The sequence below is a fragment of the Cobetia sp. QF-1 genome (assembly GCF_002213105.1).
Lineage (GTDB): Bacteria > Pseudomonadota > Gammaproteobacteria > Pseudomonadales > Halomonadaceae > Cobetia > Cobetia crustatorum.
On the sequence record NZ_NBVS01000005.1, the window covers coordinates 148,525 to 167,906 of the forward strand.

Annotated in this window: 17 protein-coding genes and 1 other RNA gene; 8 read left to right on the top strand and 10 right to left on the bottom strand. The window is 59.7% G+C overall.

The features are described from left to right. Window positions 1-11: 11 nt before the first annotated feature. The 5 genes from CFN46_RS11175 to CFN46_RS11195 form a co-directional block, all read right to left on the bottom strand. On the bottom strand, window positions 12-929 hold the full coding sequence (locus tag CFN46_RS11175; protein WP_088743575.1) for a TonB family protein: 918 nt from the start codon (window positions 927-929) through the stop codon (window positions 12-14). A 26-nt stretch (window positions 930-955) separates the two neighbouring features. Beyond that, window positions 956-1,921 carry a glutathione synthase gene (gshB, locus tag CFN46_RS11180; protein ID WP_024951531.1) on the bottom strand — a complete coding sequence of 322 codons (966 nt, stop codon included), beginning with the start codon at window positions 1,919-1,921 and terminating at the stop codon, window positions 956-958. Between the two features lie 229 nt (window positions 1,922-2,150). After that, window positions 2,151-2,897 carry a 16S rRNA (uracil(1498)-N(3))-methyltransferase gene (locus CFN46_RS11185; protein WP_088743576.1) on the bottom strand — a complete coding sequence of 249 codons (747 nt, stop codon included), beginning with the start codon at window positions 2,895-2,897 and terminating at the stop codon, window positions 2,151-2,153. Window positions 2,898-3,045: 148 nt separating this feature from the next. After that, the gene (gene secB / locus CFN46_RS11190) at window positions 3,046-3,552 is read right to left on the bottom strand and encodes a protein-export chaperone SecB (protein WP_024951533.1); all 507 of its coding nucleotides are present in this window, start codon (window positions 3,550-3,552) and stop codon (window positions 3,046-3,048) included. A 95-nt stretch (window positions 3,553-3,647) separates the two neighbouring features. Then, window positions 3,648-4,067, bottom strand: coding sequence for a rhodanese-like domain-containing protein (locus CFN46_RS11195; RefSeq protein WP_024951534.1), 420 nt, complete (start codon window positions 4,065-4,067; stop codon window positions 3,648-3,650). 384 nt (window positions 4,068-4,451) lie between these two features. On the opposite strand from CFN46_RS11195, the gene gpmI reads away from it, so the two are divergent. The 3 genes from gpmI (at window position 4,452) to CFN46_RS11210 (ending at window position 8,875) form a co-directional block, all read left to right on the top strand. Then, window positions 4,452-6,014, top strand: a complete 1,563-nt coding sequence (gene gpmI, locus CFN46_RS11200) for a 2,3-bisphosphoglycerate-independent phosphoglycerate mutase (protein ID WP_088743577.1) — start codon at window positions 4,452-4,454, stop codon at window positions 6,012-6,014. After that, window positions 5,986-7,293 carry a murein hydrolase activator EnvC gene (locus CFN46_RS11205; protein ID WP_088743578.1) on the top strand — a complete coding sequence of 436 codons (1,308 nt, stop codon included), beginning with the start codon at window positions 5,986-5,988 and terminating at the stop codon, window positions 7,291-7,293. Before gpmI ends, CFN46_RS11205 begins: the two co-directional genes overlap by 29 nt. Before the next feature lie 196 nt (window positions 7,294-7,489). Beyond that, entirely contained in the window at window positions 7,490-8,875 is a 1,386-nt protein-coding gene (locus tag CFN46_RS11210; protein ID WP_088743579.1) for a S41 family peptidase, read from the top strand. Between the two features lie 156 nt (window positions 8,876-9,031). On the opposite strand, the gene CFN46_RS11215 is transcribed toward CFN46_RS11210, so the two are convergent. The 4 genes from CFN46_RS11215 to CFN46_RS11230 form a co-directional block, all read right to left on the bottom strand. Continuing rightward, window positions 9,032-10,363 (bottom strand): UbiH/UbiF/VisC/COQ6 family ubiquinone biosynthesis hydroxylase, encoded by a 1,332-nt coding sequence (locus CFN46_RS11215; protein ID WP_088743580.1) that lies wholly within the window; start codon window positions 10,361-10,363, stop codon window positions 9,032-9,034. A gap of 126 nt (window positions 10,364-10,489) precedes the next feature. Continuing rightward, window positions 10,490-11,770, bottom strand: coding sequence for a 2-octaprenyl-6-methoxyphenyl hydroxylase (gene ubiH, locus CFN46_RS11220; RefSeq protein ID WP_084487995.1), 1,281 nt, complete (start codon window positions 11,768-11,770; stop codon window positions 10,490-10,492). 4 nt (window positions 11,771-11,774) lie between these two features. Next, the gene (gene pepP / locus CFN46_RS11225; RefSeq protein WP_088743581.1) at window positions 11,775-13,121 is read right to left on the bottom strand and encodes a Xaa-Pro aminopeptidase; all 1,347 of its coding nucleotides are present in this window, start codon (window positions 13,119-13,121) and stop codon (window positions 11,775-11,777) included. Between the two features lie 190 nt (window positions 13,122-13,311). Further along, entirely contained in the window at window positions 13,312-13,953 is a 642-nt protein-coding gene (locus tag CFN46_RS11230) for a UPF0149 family protein (RefSeq protein ID WP_024951539.1), read from the bottom strand. 296 nt (window positions 13,954-14,249) lie between these two features. On the opposite strand from CFN46_RS11230, the gene CFN46_RS11235 reads away from it, so the two are divergent. The 3 genes from CFN46_RS11235 (at window position 14,250) to CFN46_RS11245 (ending at window position 15,612) form a co-directional block, all read left to right on the top strand. After that, on the top strand, window positions 14,250-14,615 hold the full coding sequence (locus CFN46_RS11235; protein WP_024951540.1) for a cell division protein ZapA: 366 nt from the start codon (window positions 14,250-14,252) through the stop codon (window positions 14,613-14,615). Window positions 14,616-14,688: 73 nt separating this feature from the next. Further along, window positions 14,689-14,870, top strand: a non-coding RNA gene (gene ssrS, locus CFN46_RS11240) — 6S RNA. A gap of 22 nt (window positions 14,871-14,892) precedes the next feature. Then, on the top strand, window positions 14,893-15,612 hold the full coding sequence (locus tag CFN46_RS11245) for a 5-formyltetrahydrofolate cyclo-ligase (protein WP_084487996.1): 720 nt from the start codon (window positions 14,893-14,895) through the stop codon (window positions 15,610-15,612). A 581-nt stretch (window positions 15,613-16,193) separates the two neighbouring features. Here CFN46_RS11245 and ilvA read toward each other — a convergent pair. Continuing rightward, entirely contained in the window at window positions 16,194-17,765 is a 1,572-nt protein-coding gene (gene ilvA / locus CFN46_RS11250; RefSeq protein ID WP_084488002.1) for a threonine ammonia-lyase, biosynthetic, read from the bottom strand. A 169-nt stretch (window positions 17,766-17,934) separates the two neighbouring features. Here ilvA and rpiA point away from each other — a divergent pair, with 169 nt between their 5' ends. Both rpiA and CFN46_RS11260 read left to right on the top strand, forming a co-directional pair. After that, complete coding sequence (rpiA, locus tag CFN46_RS11255; RefSeq protein ID WP_024951543.1) at window positions 17,935-18,606, top strand: ribose-5-phosphate isomerase RpiA; 672 nt, start codon at window positions 17,935-17,937, stop codon at window positions 18,604-18,606. Between the two features lie 10 nt (window positions 18,607-18,616). Beyond that, the gene (locus tag CFN46_RS11260; protein WP_176426465.1) at window positions 18,617-19,333 is read left to right on the top strand and encodes a DUF3157 family protein; all 717 of its coding nucleotides are present in this window, start codon (window positions 18,617-18,619) and stop codon (window positions 19,331-19,333) included. Window positions 19,334-19,382 lie beyond the last annotated feature (49 nt).

The following is a 19,382-nucleotide window of genomic DNA, read 5'->3' on the forward strand; positions in this document are numbered from 1 at the left end:
CTCCCGAGGCGTCAGGGCGCGCCAGAATCGTTGCCGGGGCCAAACCGCCAGATGCGAGTAATGGTCAGACGGCTCATCCCCTGGAGGCTCTCATCGAAGGAAGCGTAGGGGGCAGCGCCATAAACCGTATCCAATGCAGCCTGGTCGAGTTCGGCATGTCCCGAAGATTGTAACACTTCCGCGTACTCAAGCTGACCGTTAGGCAGCACGACCGCTCGGATACGCAATTCGCCACTCAGGTTGGCAGGCGCAGGGTAGTGAAGATTACCAAATGACTGAACAGCGCCGGTCCAGTCATTGATATAGCGAGCACGCGCTGAAGCACGCGCTGCCTTGCGCGATGCCAGCTCACCCACGACTTCGCGTGTCTGGCCGGAGGCCTGAACCTGGGCCAGCACATCGTCCTGCTCGCGGGCCTCCTGCTCACGATCAGGCGTATCCGGCAACAGCTCTGAGTGCGCCACCTGCTGTGGTGAATCTGTCTGTGTGGCGATTACTTCAGGGATATGTTGAGGCAGCACCAGTGATGCTGGCGCTGCCTCGGTCATCGTCGGTTGTGCCGCGGCGGCAGTCACAGGCTCTGCCTCGCCCTCTTGCGGTGGTGCAGGCGCCTCCGGTCCAGCATGAGCTATCGCTTCACGACCACTGCCACTGGCCTGCTGAGCCTGCTCGGCGATCACGTCACTCTTGACCGCAGCACTAGTGGCCTCACTCACCAGCGTGACATCCAGCATGACGGGCCGTGGTAGTGGCTGCACCTGTGGCGGTATCAATAACCCACTGCCCAGCAACCACCAGCCAATACCGACATGGATAGCCAAAGCTGCCCCCCAGGCCACGACACGACGATGCACCCGCGTCACCGGCACATAGGTGATCGGGTCGGTGACGCTATGAAGCGGCTCCCACCATCCGCTGGGTGCTGCCATGCCTTGTACTCCCTGTTAGCAAATCATCAAACGCGAGCGTCCAGCCGCGCCTCGATGGCATCCATCAGCAGACCCGCAATATCCGTACCGCGCTGAGAGTCGATCTCGCGTACGCAGGTCGGACTAGTGACGTTGATTTCGGTGATGTAATCGCCGATCACATCCAAACCAACGAACATCAGGCCCAGCGACTTCACGACCGGCTTGACCTGTTCTACCAGCCAGTAATCGCGTGCCGTCAGCTCACGTGATTCACCACGACCGCCAGCGGCCAGGTTACCGCGCGTCTCGCCAGCGCTGGGAATTCGCGCCAAGCCGAAGGGCACCGGCTCGCCATCGACCAGCAGAATACGCGTATCACCGGCGCTGATTTCCGGCACATAGCGCTGCGCCATGATCTGACGCTTGCCGCGCAGCGTCAGCTGCTCGATCACCGAACCCAGATTACGACCGTCTTCAGCGACGTGGAAGATGCCGCTACCGCCCATGCCATCGAGCGGCTTGAAGATGACGTTGCCATGCTCGGCATGGAAAGCACGCAGCACCTTGTCGTTGGCCGACACCGTCGTCGGCGGGATGCACTCCGGGAACTGCTGCGCGAACAGTTTCTCGTTGCACATCAGTAGCGCGGCGGTAGGGTTGACCACCAGTACACCTTCGCGCTCCGCAAAGCCCAGCAGATGGACAGCATTCAAGAAGTGTTCGTCGACGGGCGGATCCTTGCGCATCAGGATCACGTCCAGTTCCGCCAGCGGTGTCGCAACGACGTCGCCCAAGCGATAGAAGGCGTCTGGATCATGGAAGACTTCCAGATCGCGCATCCGGCCCATGGCGCGGCCATTCTCGAGATAGAGATCTTCCTGTTCGAGATAATGAAGCGACCAGCCACGCTGACTGGCAGCCCACATCATCGCGAGGGTGGTGTCCTTCTTGTAGGCGACAGTGGACATCGGGTCCATGACCACGCCGATCTTGAGCTTACGAGCTGTCATCGAGTCAACCTTATGACGACACCGCCGACATCCATACGCCGACAGTGATGAAAACGGGAGTCTTGCACCACCTCACGAACATCGGAGCGAGGCGGCAGAAGTGATATGACAAGTATGCAGCAGCACTTCGTTGCTCACCACTGGCGAGAAGGGCAATGACATCTCACGCTGTGTTGCCGGGATATCAACAATCCATCCCTTGCCGCTCTCTGCAGGAGAATGCCAGCCGCTAACGCGGCAGATCACCAAAGCGCTGCTGCAACAAGGCGAGCGCAACCACTGGTGCTGTCTCGGTACGCAGAATCCGCGGCCCTAGCCCCAGCACCTGGCATCCAGCTGCCGCCGCCTCGATCACCTCGTCTGTCGTGAAACCGCCCTCTGGGCCGATCAACAGACTGGCTTGGATGACTCCCCCTGCAGCCTCGGCCGCATCAAGTGCTTCTGCCCCGCCCGGCTGCAAGATCAACTTGAGTGATTCATCACGCACGGCCAACCACTCCGCCATCGAGATGGGGGGATGCACGACCGGTACGACGCTGCGCCCGCACTGCTCACAGGCACTCGCCGCGACTCCTTGCCAGTGCGCCAGCTTCTTGTCGGCGCGCTCGCCCTTGAGCTTCACATCACCACGCGCGGTGTACAGCGGTGTTATTGCTGCCACGCCCAGCTCGCAGGCCTTCTGAATTGCATAATCCATGCGGTCTCCCTTGGAGATCGCCTGACCGAGATGCACCGCCAAGGGTGACTCGCGGTCATTGGGCACTGATGCGACCACTCGTACGCTCACGCCCTTGCGCGTGACTTCCTCCAGCGTTACCCGTATTTCCTGCCCCTGGCCGTCAAACAACTGCGCTTCACTGCCCACCTTGGCACGCAGTACCAGTCCGAGGTGGCGCGCAGGCCCTTCAGGGAGCGCAAAGGAAACACCCGCGCTGACGTTGAGGTCGAGATCGGGGCAGTGCAGACGAATGGCCATGGGCAAAGTCTCGTGGCAGTCAGGGGCGAGGGAAGCACGCCAATAAAAAATAACAGAGGGAACACAGGCCGGCATTGTGGCCAAAAACGCAGCGACGGGCCACTAGGGCCCGTCGCTGGAAGTACTATCTACCACCGGACTCACATGATCAGTGAGCAGTGGCCTCGGCACCCTGCTGCTGCGCTTCACGCTGCTTGCGCTGTGCATACATGGCTTCGAAGTTAACCGGTGCCAGCATCAGCGGAGGGAAGCTGCCGCGGTTGACCAGGTTGTCGATAGCTTCACGAGCGTACGGGAACAGCACGTTCGGGCAGAAGGCGCCCAGGGTGTGATCCAGCTGCTCAGCGGACAGACCTGCAATGCGGAACAAGCCAGCTTGCTCGACTTCGGCCAGGAAAGCAGTGGTCTGGTCTTCGCCGTTGGTGACCTGTGCGGTGACCTTGATGGACACCTCGAACAGCTCTTCACCGACTTGCTGGTGTTCAGTATCCAGCTCCAGGCCCACTTTCGGCTGGAACGGCTGGGAGAAGACAGCCGGTGAATTCGGTGCTTCGAAGGACACGTCCTTCACATAGATGCGCTGCAGGGCAAACTGGAGTTGATCCTGAGCCGGTTGATCGCCCGCTGCAGCCTGTGCGTTCTGTTCTTCAGCCATGAGACATATCCTTGAATTTTCGGAGAATTATTTTTTGGCTGCAAACCTGCTTCCAGCAGACCTGCAGGCTCGCCGTGGTACTCGGACCATTGTCCTTAGCGAGTCACGACCGGCAGGCTATCGGCTTGCCACTGGCCCATGCCGCCCTTGAGCTTGACGGCTTGCTTGAAGCCATCCTTCTCAAGGCGCGCCACCAGCGGACCAGCCGTCTGGCCATGCTTGCAGACAACGATGACCGGACGTTCCTTGTACTTGTCCAGCGGCGTAGTCGCGCTAGTCAGTTGGGCACTGGGGACGTTGACGGCACCGGCAATATGGCCGGCCTTGAATTCCTTGCTGTCGCGGATGTCGATGAAGACACCCTCTTCGCGATTGACCAGTCGCGTGGCCTCGCTGACGCTGACACCGTGATTGCCACGCATGGTTTCCATGACAATAAGGGCGACCAGCAAGGCGACAAAAGCGCCGACCAGCAAAGGATGATTCTGCGCGAACTGAAGCAGCTGTTCGATCATGAGACGGGCTAACTCCGCTGTGACGTGCATGCCAGCGCGTACGCGGCAAAGGAAATAGACCGCTACCCAAGGTAACGGAGCCAGCATTATACATGACAGGCCCAGCCATGAATGCCCGCAGGGTGGCATCTAAAAGGCGTATCTACGCGACACGCCAACAACAGCAGGACAGCGCCCTTCTGATCCCCGCATCGATACTCGCATCGGCGCTCTTGTCGATAGCGCGACACAATCCCTGCGATACACTACCAGCACTTGCACTTGGCCCCTTCCCGCCTCTCTAATAGGAGGCAGAATGAGCAGGTAGTTTTATCACCACATGATGCATCACTCCATTGTGGCCCTGCTCTCCCAAGATTCATTCGTCATTACAGCGAGGAAGTCATGGCAGCTCAAGCACAAGGTCCGCGTCCCGTCGCCCTTATCATCCTGGATGGCTATGGTCACAGTGAGGAGGTGAAGGACAATGCCATTCTCGCCGCCAACACGCCGGTGATGGATCGCCTGCGTCGCGACTATCCCAGCGAGCTGATTCACACTGACGGTGGCTTCGTCGGACTGCCGGACGGTCAGATGGGTAACTCCGAAGTTGGCCACATGAACCTCGGTGCTGGTCGTATCGTCTATCAGGACTTCACGCGCATCACCAAGGCCGTTCGCGAGAACGCGCTGAAGGACAATACCGTACTGACCGCACCGATCGACGCTGCCATCGACGCAGGGCGTGCCGTTCACCTGATCGGCCTGCTGTCTCCGGGTGGCGTGCACTCCCACGAGGACCACATTCTGGCCATGGCCAGCCTGGCCGCTGAACGTGGCGCACGGCGCATCTTCATTCACGCCATCCTTGATGGCCGTGATACTGCGCCCAAGAGTGCCGAGGCCTCCATCGCGCGTGCCGACGAACATCTCGCTGGTCTGGGACTCGAAGAAGGTCGCGTCGCCACTCTCGTTGGACGCTACTTCGCACTGGACCGCGATAACCGCTGGGATCGTGTCGAACAAGCCTATCGCCTGATCGCCGAAGGAAAAGGCGCGCACGAAGCCGCCACTGGCGTCGAAGGCCTGGCAGCCGCCTACGAACGTGACGAGACCGATGAATTCGTCACCGCCACACGTATCGGCGACGCTGTCGCCATGCAGGACGGCGACGCAGCCCTCTTCATGAACTTCCGCGCCGACCGTGCCCGCGAGCTGACGCGTGCCTTCGTCGAGCCTGAGTTTGCAGGCTTTGAGCGCACCGCGCCCACGCTAGCGCACGAGGGTCTGGTGATGTTGACCCGTTATGCGGCCGATATTCCGGCACCGTCAGCGTTCCCGCCGTCTGATCTGCACAATACGCTCGGTGAAGTGGTATCGGATCGTGGTCTGACACAGCTGCGCATCGCCGAAACCGAAAAATATGCTCACGTCACCTTCTTCTTCTCGGGTGGCCGTGAAGAAGAATTCCCTGGTGAAACACGCATTCTCGTGCCGTCTCCACAAGAGGTGAAAACCTACGACGAGAAGCCGGAAATGAGCGCCGAAGAGGTCACCGACAAGCTGGTGGAAGCCATCGAATCTGGCACCTTTGATATGATTGTCTGCAACTATGCCAATGGCGATATGGTCGGCCACACTGGCAAGTTCGAGGCTGCCGTCAAGGCAATCGAATTCCTGGACATCTGCGTTGGCCGTGTGGTCGAGGCGCTGGAGAAGGTCGGCGGCGAATGCCTGATCACAGCTGATCACGGTAATGCTGAACAGATGGTGCACCCGGAAACTGGCAACCCGCAGACTGCGCACACCACTTTCGAGGTACCGCTGATCTATATCACTCAGCGCGACGCGACACTGGCTGCCGAGGGACGTCTGTGCGATCTCGCACCAACGCTGCTGACCATGATGGGTCAGTCGGTGCCCAACGAGATGGACGGCAATGTGCTGGTCGACTATGCCGGTGCCTGACAGCCCTTTGCATAATACTTTGCACGGCACTTCGCATCGCCCCTCCTGTTCGACCGCCGCCGCGGCAGCCGAGCGGGAGGGCTGCGACAGGCAGTACAAACGCCGGAGCCGAGTCTCCGGCGTTGTGCTGTCTGCCTGCCTGCTGGTACTGACACCGCTGCCCTTGGCTAGCGCGATGGCGGCTGACGATAGCGCCACGCTGACGCAGAAAAAACAGGCTTCTCAAGCAGATCTCAAACGCCTCAAGAACGAAATAACAGCGATGCAGGGCGAACTGAAAACCACTGCAGCGCGGCGCAGCGACACGCGCAATGGACTGGAAAAGATCGAGCGCCAGCTCAATGACACTCGCCAGCAAACCGGCAAGCTCGAAGATGAGCGCGACGATATCAAGCAACAGCTAGTCTCGCTCACCAAACAGCGCGATACCCTGAGCCGACAGCAGACGGCTCAGAAAGCGGCGGTAGCAGAAGAGATGGCAGCACTGTATCGCCTTGGACGTCAGCCAGAGTTGAAACTGCTGCTCAATCAGGATGACCCTGCGCGCCTCGAGCGCTTGCAGGTCTATCTGAATCACTTGAGCACGTCACGCCGTCAGGCACTGAAGAAGCTGGCGCAGCTGAATGACTCACTTGAGAAGACACGCAGCGCACTTATTACTCGCCAGACACGTCTTACTGATGTGCAGAAAGGCCTTGAGCGCCAAGCCAAGACCCTGATCGCCCAGCAGAATGAGCGTTCAGCCCTCTTGCGTACGCTGGATGCGCGCTATGCTAGCCACGAAGCGAGAATCGCCGAACTGGATCAGGATCGTGCGCACGCCAATCAGATGATTCAAACCCTCGAAAAACGTCTGAAGTCGATCAAGAGTGCACCACCGCCCAAGACACGCATTACGCGCGCCATGGGCAAGATGGATTGGCCAGCACCGGGGCGGGTCATCACGGCTTACGGGGGTGGCGAAGGGGTCAATCGCGATGGCGTTTTGATTCAGGCGACACAGGGCACTGCCGTGACGGCGCCGCATGCCGGCCGCGTGGTCTTTGCCGACTGGATGCGTGGCTACGGTAACTTGCTGATCATCGACCACGGCGACAATGTACTGACCCTCTACGCACACCTGGCCAGCTTCAGCGTGGGCCCGGGGGATAGTCTGTCACGCGGCCAGCAACTTGGCAGCGTCGGCAGCAGTGGTGGCCGCGATGGCCCCGCGCTCTACTTTGAAGTGCGTCGCGCCGGACAGCCCGTCAATCCGCAACGCTGGCTCTCGAGTCGCTGAATGATGGATGGTTCTGACGATGAGGCAGGCCGCAGGGCTGATGAGCCCGTTGTTAAGCTAGTCGCCAAGCACGCAGGCAAGCTATGCTCGCAATAAGCCTATCATTGCGAGCGTTTTGATCTGATCTCACCTCTTGCTCGCTGCCTTAATGTCAGGCCCGCCAGCGCGTTTCAGTATTCGTCGAGAAGGAAATCGCATGCCCGCATCGTCGTCATTCCACCCTGCCCCGCGCCGCCTGCGTCAGCTGGCGGTCAGCGTGCCTTTAAGCCTCGCCTTGCTGGGCGGCGGACTGCCGGCCGTGGCAGAAGAAATGCCACGCGAAACAGCTCCGACTCAGGCCGAAGGCCTACCACTGGATGAGCTACGTACCTTTGCCGAGGTGTTCGAGCGCATCAAGCGCACCTATGTCGATGAAGTCGACGACCGCACACTGCTGAAAAATGCCATGCGCGGCATGTTGGAAGGGCTCGACCCGCATTCCTCCTATCTCGACCAGCAGGACTGGCAAGATCTGCGCGAGAACACTGACGGTGAATTCGGTGGCATTGGTATTGAAGTCGGCATGGAAGACGACGGCAAGTTGACGATCATCGCGCCGATTGATGACACGCCCGCTTCTCGGGCCGGCCTGCAGCCGCGTGATGTCATTCTCAAGATCGACAACACGCCGCTGGATGGCCTACCGATGTCTGAGGCCGTGAAACTGATGCGCGGCGATGCCGGCTCACGCATTCGTTTGCTGATTCTCTCCGAAGGGGCCGACATGCCACGTGAGGTGGTACTGGAGCGCGCTATCATCAAGAGCAGCAGCGTGACTCATCGCCTGTTGGATCCGGGCTATGGTTATCTGCGTATCAGCCAGTTCCAGAGCGCGACTGGCGATGAAGCTCGCACTGCTCTGGCGCAACTACGCAAGGATAATGATGCGACATCGCTCAAGGGGCTCGTGCTGGACCTGCGCAACAACCCCGGCGGCCTGTTGTCGGCGGCGGTAGAGATCAGCGATCTTTTCCTATCCAACGGCCGCATCGTCTATACCCAAGGCCGCTTGCCCGACAGCGAGCTATCCTTCTCTGCCAAGGCTGATACGCCGGCGGACGACATACCGTTAATCGTGCTGATCAATGGCGGCACCGCCTCGGCTGCAGAGATCGTCTCCGGTGCTCTGCAAGACCAGCGTCGCGCGATCATCATGGGCACCGACAGCTTCGGCAAGGGCTCGGTACAGACCGTCATGCCGCTGGGCAATGGTGATGGCCTCAAGCTGACCACGGCGCTGTATTTCACGCCCAGCGGTCGCTCCATCCAGGCCGAAGGTATCCAACCGGATGTCGAGGTCGTGCGCGGACGGCTGGAGCGCGATACGCGCCGCGACTTCAGCGTACGCGAGGCAGACCTCGATGGCCGTCTCGATAACGCCAACGGTGAAAGCGAAGCCGTACAGAGCAAGGCACCTACCAGCCCGGTCGTCGCTGAAAGCGACTATCAGCTGGGTGAGGCACTCAATCTGCTCAAGGGCATGAACGTGCTAGACCGCAGCGCAGCACTCGAGGCAGTGGCACCAGCGACACCTGATCAGTAACGATCACACACGTCGGCCGGTTCCCTGACTGGGCTCCAACACCTCCTCATGGAAATGCCTCTCACAAGAAGGCCCCGCCAATTGGCGGGGCCTTCTTGTCATCACACTCGTGAGCATGCTTTCAGCGATCATCGCGCTTCTGTCAGCGAGTACTTACTACTGACGAGGCTTGCAGCTATCGGGCAGTTCGCCACGTTCGCCCATCGCCTGGCGCATCAAGATACGTTTCAGTTCGCTGCGATTATCAACCCAGCCCAATCCGAGGTTGCGGATCAACCGCACGCCAGGCTGGCGGCTGCCGAACAGCAATCGGAAGCCATCCATCATCTTCAGCATCAGCGCGTTATCGCTCCGACGGCGGCGGCTATAGCGCTTGAGCCACCGCTCATCACCAAGTGCCACGCCGCGTCGATGGCCGGCTAACAGCTCCTCCGCCAGCACCGCAGCATCCATCAAGCCAAGATTGACGCCCTGACCGGCCAGCGGGTGGATGGCATGTGCAGCATCGCCGACCAGCGCCAGCCCCGGCAGAACATACTCCTCGGCATGACGCTGATACAGCGGGAAGCTGAAGCGCTCAGCCGCCCACTCCACGGTACCTAACGTGTCTTCAAATGCCGTCTGAAGCTCACTGTAGAAGGCGCGATCCGAGAGCGCCTGCAGACGACTAGCTTCCTCTGGCGTGGTCGACCACACGATGGAGCAATAACGCTGTGCGGCAGGGGCTGCTTCCGACGGCTGCGCCCATTCATCATTCACCGCCAGCGGCAGGAATGCCAATGGCCCTGTTGGTAGAAAGCGCTGACGCGCGATGGCTTGATGCGGCAAGGCGGTGCGTACCGTAGTGACGAGCGCCACCTGGCCAGTGTCGTGCTCACGCGTGGCAATGCCCGCCAGATCACGCAACCCGGAACGCGCGCCATCTGCCGCCACAACCAGCGCAGCACTGACAGAGCCGCCATCGCTAAGCGTCAGACTGACGGCTTTAGCATCTTTAAGTAAGTAAGCATTCACTACTGATGTGGATCCCGAAATTGGTAGTGCCAAATCATTGACACGCACCCCATAGCAGCGTGTGATCGCGGGGCAACGGTCAATCGCTTGCTCCAACGCCGCCAGGGTGACGCGGTTCTCGATGATATGGCCCAGTCGTGCCACGCCGTTGTCCTCGGCACTGAAACGAATCTCGCCATTGCCTTCCGCGTCCCAGACCTGCATGCCGGTATAGGGCATCAGACGACTGGCGGCGACTGTCGACCAGACACCGAGCCCTGTCAGCAACTGTTGTGACACCGGCGTAAGAGCGCTGACACGCGGCTCAGGGGCGGAGTCTGCTTGCCAGCTGGCAGGAGATTCACGGCCTTCGATCAGCATGACACGCAGACCCGCCTGCCCCAGCAGCAACGCCAGGGTAGCGCCGACAATACCGGCCCCGACGATGGCGACATCCGTGTCCCGCTCTGCACCCGCTGCCCGACTGTCCTTCATGCCTGCTCCCTCGTGAAATATCCGCGTTGTGCTGCCTGATGCCTTCAAGAAACGCTTACTCCTCGACACAAGAAGTGAGCACCTACTCTCAGCATGATCACCATTGAAGAGAGGCCTGGGTATTGATCAGCGTTCAATGCCCATCGAACGTCTGGCCAGCAGACGCTTGAGCGGGGAAATCAGATTGAGCCCAATCAATCCCGCTGCGCGTGCATGCCCCAGCCAGCGACTATCAACACCGAACAAGCGAATCAGTCCATCACTGAACAGCACCACGTTATCGCGATCATCACTGCGTCGTGTCTCGAAATCACTCAGCACGCTGCTGGCACCGGCAGGCTCACCACGTGCCTGCCCTGCCTCAATGGCAGCTACCAGATCCGTGACGCCACGTAGCGCGAGGTTGAAGCCCTGCCCTGCCACCGGGTGCAGCGAATGCGCGGCATTGCCGAGCACTGCAAGTCCGGGGCGCGTGCCTTCGCTGGCACGCACCAATGACAGCGGATAAGTATGCCGCTGACCGACGCGACGAAAGCGCCCTGCCCGTTCACCGAAGGCACGCTGCAATGCCGTCAAGAAATCGCTGTCCGGCAGGGTCATCAGGTGCTCGGCATCATCTGGTTCCCGCGTCCAGACCAGCTCCATGCGTCGACCGGCCAGCGGCAGCAAGGCCATGGGGCCTTCGCTGGTAAAGCGTTCGTACGCCACGCCCTGATGCGGCTGGCTCATCTCTACCGTGGCGATCAATGCGTGTTGCTCATAAGACTGCGCTGCACTGTGAATACCGAGTCGCTCCTTGAGACCCGAGCGGCCACCATCTGCCAGCACCGTCAAACCGGCCACCAACTGGCGACCATCCTCCAGCATCAGATGGTGGCCATCGGCAGTGACGACAATCTCGGCCACGCGGGCTGGGCAATACCAGGCCAACGACAGCTCAGCCAGTCGTCGATGTAGCACCTGCCCCATCCAGGCATTCGGGATGACATGGCCAAGCGCCGGTACGCCAATCTCTTCGGCCCGCATGCGCGTCGCACCCAGATGTCCGCGTTCGCTGACATGAATGGTGCGAATGGGCGTGGCATGCTCCTGCATGGCCTCCCACAGCCCGAAGGCCGTGAAACGCTGGCGCGAACCCGCGGCAATCGCACTGGCGCGGGCATCAAAACTGGGCTGAAAACGCGGCATGTCCGCCGCAGAAGACAACTCGTTCGCCTCCACGACGGCAACACGCAACGGGGCCTGAGGTGAGCACGCCTCTGAATGACGCTCCATCAGGGGTGCCAATGCACAGGCCAGGCTCGCGCCGACCAGGCCACCGCCAATGATCACGACGTCAAAGTGTTCTGCCTGCGCCTCGATACCGTCAGCGCTCTCTGCCGGATGACCTGCCTCACGCTCGCTCATGTGACTACGCTCCTTCGCGCATCAGGGCCTCGATGGCCGCGACGGATTTGGGCACGCCATGACTCAGCACCTCATGGCCGTTACCCGTCACCACCACATCGTCTTCGATACGAATGCCAATGCCGCGATATTCACGCGGAATATCTGCCTCGTCAGGAATATAAAGCCCCGGTTCGACGGTCAGCACCATCCCCGGTACCAGCGGACGCGGTTCGCCATTCTCGCGATAGCTGCCGACATCGTGCACATCCAGTCCCAACCAATGAGAGGTGGAGTGCAGATAGAAGCGGCGATAAGCCTCATCACCAATCAGTTCATCAACATCGCCTGTCAGCAGCCCCAGTTCAACCAGGCCTGTCGTCAGGTCATGCACCACCTGCTGATGAATGCCGACCAGGGTTGCACCCGGCACGACAGCCGCGATAGCGCGCTCCTGTGCTTTGAGTACCACATCGTAAAGAAGGCGTTGCGGCTCGCTGAAGCGGCCGTTGACGGGGAAAGTACGCGTGATGTCACCGGCATAGAGCGCGAACTCAGCGCCTGCATCTATCAGTACCAACTCACCCTCGACCAGCGGGGCGCGGTTCTCGATGTAATGCAGCACACAGGCGTTCACCCCCCCACCGACGATGCTGGTATAGGCTGGCGCGGGTGCACCCTGCCACTGGAATTCATGCTCGATCTCGGCTTGCAGATGATACTCATGCAAGCCGGCACGGCTAATCTGCATGGCACGCACATGAGCGCGTGCCGAAATTTCAGCCGCGTGGCGCATGAGTGCAATCTCACGCTCGTCCTTAATCAGACGCTGCTCATGCAGCAAGGGAGCGAGGTCTTCAAAGGCGGACGGTGGGCGCGCACCACGACGTACGCCAGCGGCCAGCTCCTCACGCAGCGACTGAGCCAGTACGAGTGCCTCCTCGTCTTCAAACAGCACGTAAAGACGCTGGCGGCCATCCAGAAGCCCCGCCAGCACCTCATCACGCGCGTCATTGGTAAAGGCTTGGTCGAAGCCTGCCTCGGCGACAGCACCTTCAGCACCGACGCGAATGCCCGTCCAAGCTTCGGCCAGCGGATCCTTCTCCTGACAGAACAGCACACTTTCGCCCTCGGCGCGGCCAGGCAACAGCAGCAAGGCTGCTTCAGGTTCCGGCCAACCCGTCAGGTAGTGGAAGTCGCTGTTCTGACGGAAGGCGTATTCGCTGTCGCGATTACGCTGGGCAAGTCCGGACGACAGTACCAACGCAGCAGCATCTTGCGGCAGCTGCGCCATCAGCCGCTGACGGCGGGCGTGGAAGTTCTCCGCCGTCAGGGCGGCAGGCGCGGTCAGGATGGCAGGGGCAGTCGTCATGGCAATCTCCGTCGAGAACCCGCCGGGCATGGCCCGTCCGAGTCGCAAAAAGGCAAGATATGTTTGATGGGGTCAGCGGCCTCGTAAATCCAGACCGCTGACGAGCTCTGCATGCAGTCAATCAAGTGGCGATGAGCTCAGTATTGGGCATGGTCGACTTGGCACGCGATCGACCTGGTGCGTGACAGGCTTAATGCGTGTCCTGCCGAGAACTCATGCCGAGGCTACCTTCGAGGCCGCCTTCCGGCAGCTGGTCATCGCTCGGCTTCTCGACGTCCGGCTGACCCAGGTGCTGCTCGGTATAGAGCAGCAACGCGGCCATGCGCACGTGATCAGCCAGTGCAAAGAGATCCGCTTCGTCCTCGGCGTTGTCGTCGTCAAGATCAATGCCGTTTTCCAGCCCGGCCGAGATGGACTCGACATCGCTTAGTGCGTCCTTGAGCGCTCGGCTCCAGCCCTCACGAGCTTCGCTATCAGCGCTGGATAGCTCTTCCTGAAACCCAAGTGTCCATTCACGCAGACTCTGGGCACGCTCAGCCAGTGAGAACATCTCATCCGGCAGTAACGGTTCAAAGCTCATCTCGCTGGCGGCCAGACGCTCTTGATTGCGCGTGCGCCAGACAAGAAAGACTTCGCCAGCCTCACGCGTGGCGGGCTGTTCGACGCCGAGCGCCGCACACACACGGTTCAACCAGTCATCAGCACTGATGTCATCCAGCGCCAGTGCGGCAACCAGCTGGCCATCAAGGAAGGAAGGATTATTCAGGCTGCCGTGAGCCAGAAATTGGTCAGCGACAAGAGAGAAATCGAAGGTGTCATTGATGATTGCCATGGAGCGGGTCCGTTGAGTCAGTGAGTTAGGAATATGAGCAGAATACCTGCCAAGCCAGAAGGTACAGACTGAGTGCATAGACTGAACGCGACAAAATGAGTAGAAGCTCGAAGGCGGCCGCGCTACGTAGCGCGTTGACCCCCTAGAAGCGGCTCTCTATAGTGGCTCGGGAATGCCCCCATCTTACCGCACTGGCCCTCCTTCTGGCTTGCCGTCCTCGCTGCGACGGTGTCGCGCAGTCAGCAGGACGCCGCCGTCAATCTGGACGACGCCGGACATGGCCCGAGAGGACCGACATGAGCGAACCTGCCAAGCCCCGCAACACCACCGAGATCAGCCTGCTCGGTCGCAGCTATACCATCAGCTGTCAGCCTGGCGAGGAAGACGGCCTGACCCGTGCGGCGGCCTATCTGGATCTCGCCATGCAGGGTATCCAGCAGCGTGGCAATACCATCAGTGCCGACAAGGTCGCGCTGATGGCGGCGCTCAATATCTCGCACGAGCTGATCAATAGCCGTGACAGCGAGCGCGCCCTGCAAAACGACTTCGAGACACGCCTTGCCGTTCTTGATCGTCAGCTTGATGCCGCACTGAATCAGCTGCCGGCAGATTACGCCCAACGTGCTTCCGAGCGAAAAAATTCTTCAGAATCAAATAGCTGATCTTCATCAAGACCAGAATAGTCCGGGCAGGATTAGTCCTTGGGCCAACAGGCGGGGTTTGGTAGACTGGAAGAGTTCTCTGGGGTGTACGTCAGTTGCCGATGTCCCTCGAGCTTATAAGCTATTCCCAGGGAGTCCACTGTGCAGCACTGTGTGCATGTCCGTGCGTCGGAACGCCTAATGTACTGCGCGGGACTACCCACCTTGAACCGCTAGGTTCAGGGCCCCCGGTAACAACGGCATCTTGGAGAACCCTGCCTGACGGAGATTGTCAGGCATGCGCAAGCCCCCAACGGTATACGCCGCACCTGCGAGCCTCTACTCGCCCTCGCTTTCCCCTTCTGCACCCAGCACGACTCTCTGGCCTCTGCCGGCCGAGTTAAGTCATTCTGAGGCTGACCGCCGCGCCCTGCGCCGGTTGTTGCGCCAACGCCGACGTCATCTATCACTACGCGAACGTTGCAGTGCAGAACATGCTCTATTTCGCCAGCTGAAGCGCCTGCCTGAGCTAATGCGTGCCCGCACCGTCGCCCTCTACTTGCCAAACGATGGCGAAATCGACGCGACGCTTCTCTGCCAATGGCTGACTCGCCGCGGCGCACACGTCTACCTGCCAGTATTACGCCCCTTCGCCGATAACTCACTCTGGTTTGTGCGTTATGACAGCAGCACGCCACTGGTCAAGAACCGCTTCGGCATCGCCGAGCCCGACACCCGTTTTGGTGCACATAAACGTCGCAGACTACCGGCTTGGGCGCTGGATGTGGTGTTGATGCCACTAGTCGGCTTCGATGCTACCGGCGCGCGTATCGGTATGGGCGGTGGCTTCTACGATCGCAGCTTTGCTTTCACTCGCCGTCCAGGCCCGCGACCACGATTGATCGGGTTGGCGCATCATTGTCAGAAGGTGCCGGCCTTGCCGGTGCAGCCCTGGGATGTCCCGCTGGACGCCATCGTGAGTGATCGCGAGATAGTGCGACCCAGCCGTCAAGACTGAAGGCATGCGAGTCGAGTCGTGAAGGGGAGCGGGGGAAAAAGAAATGGTGCGAGAGAGTCACACACAGAGAGGGGCCAGGGAGAAGCCTTCCTCTAGAAACACCACTGCCGCCAGAAAGGCGGCAGTGCGGGATTCAGGACCCCATCACAGTCTGGGCGTAGCCGGTTGCGACAACACCAATCCCGAAGATGAACACCAGGGCCATGACCAGGTCGGGCTTACGTTTCATGAGAGCGGACTTCTTTTTATATCGTCGGTGGCTTTCGCGTGACGGTTGTCGATGACTGTCATCCTGACAGTGCTCAGATGATAGGCATCTGATCGCAGCATGACAATCGCCAAGCAACCGTTTGAATGAACGTTTTTCCACGTAGCCTTCCGCAGACTGCCGTCAATAGCCGCAAGGCCTGAAGAAAAAACAGCGTTCTGTATCATTTCCACTGATCACAGCAGAATTCTATGCGGCATTGCTGACAATCACACATAAAAAATCCCCCGCCTCCACATAGGAGAAGCAGGGGATTTTCTCATTCAAGACTTAACTAATAATCGCTGGCTCAGTGATACTCAAAACAGAAAACTTAAGCCAGGAACAGTCGATAAGCAGGATTGTCACTCTCTTTCCAAAAGCGATAACCAATTTCGGTGAAATACTCTTCGACCCGTTCACGATCTCCATTGGGCACCTGCATACCAATCAGGACACGGCCATGCGAGGCACCATGATTACGGTAATGGAATAGCGAAATATTCCAGTCTGCCGGCAAGTGAGTCAGGAAGTTCATCAACGCTCCCGGACGCTCCGGGAACTCAAAACGATAGACCTCTTCAGGCAAGCTGCTTGATGTGCGACCGCCCACCAGATGACGCGTATGCAGCTTGGCCAATTCATTATCGGTTAGGTCCTCAACCGCATAGCCCGATTCACGCAGCTTGGCCACTACTGCCGCACGGTCTTCACCGCCCGGCTTGACCTGCACGCCGACAAACACATGTGCCTCGTCAGGATTGGCATAGCGATAGTTGAACTCGGTCACCATGCGCTTGCCAATCACCTTGCAGAACTGCTTGTAAGCCCCGGGGCGTTCCGGCAGCGTCACCGCGAGAATTGCCTCGCGCTGCTCGCCCAGCTCAGTCCGCTCGGCAATATGTTGCAGGCGGTCAAAGTTGGTATTGGCTCCGGAATTGATGCAGACCAACGTCTGCCCTTCCACTCCCGTCTGCTGCACATACTTCTTGAGACCCGCCAGTGACAGCGCGCCACTGGTTTCGGAGACAGCACGAGTATCCTCGAAGATATCCTTGACCGCCGCACATATCTCGTCAGTGTTGACAGTGATCACTTCATCGACGGTATGACGGATGATCTCAAAAGGTGCTTCACCAATCTGCGCGACTGCAACGCCTTCGGCAAATACGCCGACCTGATCCAGAATCACACGTTCACCGGCCTCCATTGCCGCCTTGAGACAAGCAGCGTCTTCCGCCTCTACGCCAATGATGCGAGTCTCAGGACGCAGATACTTCACGTAGGCGGATACACCCGCAATCAGGCCACCACCACCTACCGGTACAAAAATCGCATCGATGTGACCGGGATGCTGGCGCAGAATTTCCATGCCGACCGTGCCCTGACCCGCGATCACGTCCGGGTCGTCAAAGGGCGGAATGAAGGTGTAGCCATGCTCATCGATGAGCGTACGCGCATGTGCCAGCGCTTCAGGGAAGGCATCGCCCTTGAGAATGACGCGGGCGCCACGCTCACGCACTGCCTGAACCTTGATCTCTGGAGTCACGCGCGGCATCACGATGACGGCCTTCACGCCCATCAACTTGGCGGCCATCGCCAGTCCTTGCGCATGATTGCCCGCTGAGGCTGCAATCACGCCGCAGGCCTTCTGAGCCTCCGTCAGCATGGCCATCTTGTTGTAGGCGCCGCGAATCTTGAAGGAATACACCGGCTGCAGATCTTCACGCTTGATGAAGATGTTGTTGCCGAAACGACGGGATAACAAAGGCGCCGGAGAGAGCGGTGTTTCATGAGCGGCTTCGTAAACACGAGCCGACAGGATTTTCTTGACGTAGTGTTCGAGCATTATGGGAATGTCCTGATGTGTCACAGCGCGGGCCGCATTGGCGCGACCGACTCCCATTGTTATCAGACCGCTGGCGAGAGCGTCCAGCGCCATCGTGACGTTTACCGTTATAATATGGCGTTTTCTGACGTTGCGTTACGTGTTTTCCATGCGATGTGATGGCACGTCATCGCCCTGTTACGCGTTTGATGCCGACTGATCCATCTCCCCCGACCCGAGGTATGACATGACCCAGGATGAGCTGAAGCAGGCCGTGGCCCGCGCTGCACTTGACGAGATTCGCCCGCTATTGAACCGCGACACCATCATCGGCGTCGGCACCGGCTCTACTGCCAACCTGTTCATCGATGCCCTGGCCGAGGTCAAGCATGACTTCGCCGGTGCCGTCGCCAGCTCCGAAGCTACCGCTCAACGCTTGAAAGGCCACGGTATTGATGTCTTCGAGCTCAACCATGTCGGCACCGTACCGGTCTATGTCGATGGTGCTGACGAAATTGATCCGCGCCTGGCGATGATCAAGGGCGGCGGTGCTGCGCTGACTCGCGAGAAGATCGTCGCTGCCTGTGCCGAGCGCTTCGTGTGCATCGCCGATGGCTCCAAGCAGGTCGATATCCTCGGCGGCTTCCCGCTGCCGGTCGAGGTCATCCCAATGGCCCGCTCCTACGTGGCGCGTGAACTGGTCAAGCTGGGCGCTGACCCTGTCTATCGCGACGGTGTGCTGACCGACAACGGCAATCGTATCCTCGACTGCTACAACTTTCTCATTGAAGATCCGATCACCATGGAAGCGCGCATCAACGCCATCGTCGGTGTGGTCACCAATGGCCTGTTTGCCGCCCGCGGTGCTGACGTACTGCTCATCGGTCGCGAAAACGGTGTCGAACGCATCACCGCTTAAGGAGGCTCGCATGATGACTTCGCTTCTCAAACGCAGCTCACGCATGGCAGGTCTGACGCTACTGGCCAGTATGATGATGAGCCCTGCGCTAATGGCCGATAGTCTGCCTATCAGCACACCGGTCACCGTGACGCTTGATAATGGTATCAAGGTACTGCTCAAACCGGACCATAGCTGGGAATATCTGCTGGATGAGACACAGTCGGCCTCGTCGTCGGTTGCCGCACAGAGCACCACGGACAGCACGCTGGTACCGACATCCACTGCCGTGCCCGTTACCGCAGCGGTCTCTCCGGCAGGCGCGGGCAGCGCTGCCGACTCAGCGTCTGACATGACCGGCCACACCTCGGAATCCAGTTCGACGCGCCTGAACAGCAGTGCGCTGGCCAACCCTCGACTGCTCAGCGAGGGGCATCGTGATGGCGTGGTCGCGCATCTAACCGAGGTGAGCGTGGAAGATGATGAGGCCGTGCTGCAATTCGATCTCGACAATACCGCGGGACAGAGCGTCATCGGTGTCCAGGCCAGACTGCGCCTGTATGCCGATGATGGCCACCTGATTGCGACACGCGAAGCGCCGCTATGGGTCGGTGAGTATCGCCTACCGCAGACCTACCTCCGCTCGGGCCAGACACGTGACAGTCGTGAAGTTCGTGTAGCGCTGCCCAAGGGAGAGTGGTCGCGTCAGCTGGTGCGTGTCGAGGTGACCGAGGTCGAATTCCGCTAGTTGTCTCTTTGTATCACCCGCGCGTCAGCAAGGCATTCGTGGGACGTAA

Excerpts from the sequence above, each read along its gene's own strand:
- CFN46_RS11175 (WP_088743575.1), bottom strand. The coding sequence starts at position 929 with ATGGCAGCACCCAGCGGATGGTGGGAGCCGCTTCATAGCGTCACCGAC.
- gshB (WP_024951531.1), bottom strand. The coding sequence starts at position 1,921 with ATGACAGCTCGTAAGCTCAAGATCGGCGTGGTCATGGACCCGATGTCC.
- CFN46_RS11185 (WP_088743576.1), bottom strand. The coding sequence starts at position 2,897 with ATGGCCATTCGTCTGCACTGCCCCGATCTCGACCTCAACGTCAGCGCG.
- secB (WP_024951533.1), bottom strand. The coding sequence starts at position 3,552 with ATGGCTGAAGAACAGAACGCACAGGCTGCAGCGGGCGATCAACCGGCT.
- CFN46_RS11195 (WP_024951534.1), bottom strand. The coding sequence starts at position 4,067 with ATGATCGAACAGCTGCTTCAGTTCGCGCAGAATCATCCTTTGCTGGTC.
- gpmI (WP_088743577.1), top strand. The coding sequence starts at position 4,452 with ATGGCAGCTCAAGCACAAGGTCCGCGTCCCGTCGCCCTTATCATCCTG.
- CFN46_RS11205 (WP_088743578.1), top strand. The coding sequence starts at position 5,986 with ATGTGCTGGTCGACTATGCCGGTGCCTGACAGCCCTTTGCATAATACT.
- CFN46_RS11210 (WP_088743579.1), top strand. The coding sequence starts at position 7,490 with ATGCCCGCATCGTCGTCATTCCACCCTGCCCCGCGCCGCCTGCGTCAG.
- CFN46_RS11215 (WP_088743580.1), bottom strand. The coding sequence starts at position 10,363 with ATGAAGGACAGTCGGGCAGCGGGTGCAGAGCGGGACACGGATGTCGCC.
- ubiH (WP_084487995.1), bottom strand. The coding sequence starts at position 11,770 with ATGAGCGAGCGTGAGGCAGGTCATCCGGCAGAGAGCGCTGACGGTATC.
- pepP (WP_088743581.1), bottom strand. The coding sequence starts at position 13,121 with ATGACGACTGCCCCTGCCATCCTGACCGCGCCTGCCGCCCTGACGGCG.
- CFN46_RS11230 (WP_024951539.1), bottom strand. The coding sequence starts at position 13,953 with ATGGCAATCATCAATGACACCTTCGATTTCTCTCTTGTCGCTGACCAA.
- CFN46_RS11235 (WP_024951540.1), top strand. The coding sequence starts at position 14,250 with ATGAGCGAACCTGCCAAGCCCCGCAACACCACCGAGATCAGCCTGCTC.
- CFN46_RS11245 (WP_084487996.1), top strand. The coding sequence starts at position 14,893 with ATGCGCAAGCCCCCAACGGTATACGCCGCACCTGCGAGCCTCTACTCG.
- ilvA (WP_084488002.1), bottom strand. The coding sequence starts at position 17,765 with ATGGGAGTCGGTCGCGCCAATGCGGCCCGCGCTGTGACACATCAGGAC.
- rpiA (WP_024951543.1), top strand. The coding sequence starts at position 17,935 with ATGACCCAGGATGAGCTGAAGCAGGCCGTGGCCCGCGCTGCACTTGAC.
- CFN46_RS11260 (WP_176426465.1), top strand. The coding sequence starts at position 18,617 with ATGATGACTTCGCTTCTCAAACGCAGCTCACGCATGGCAGGTCTGACG.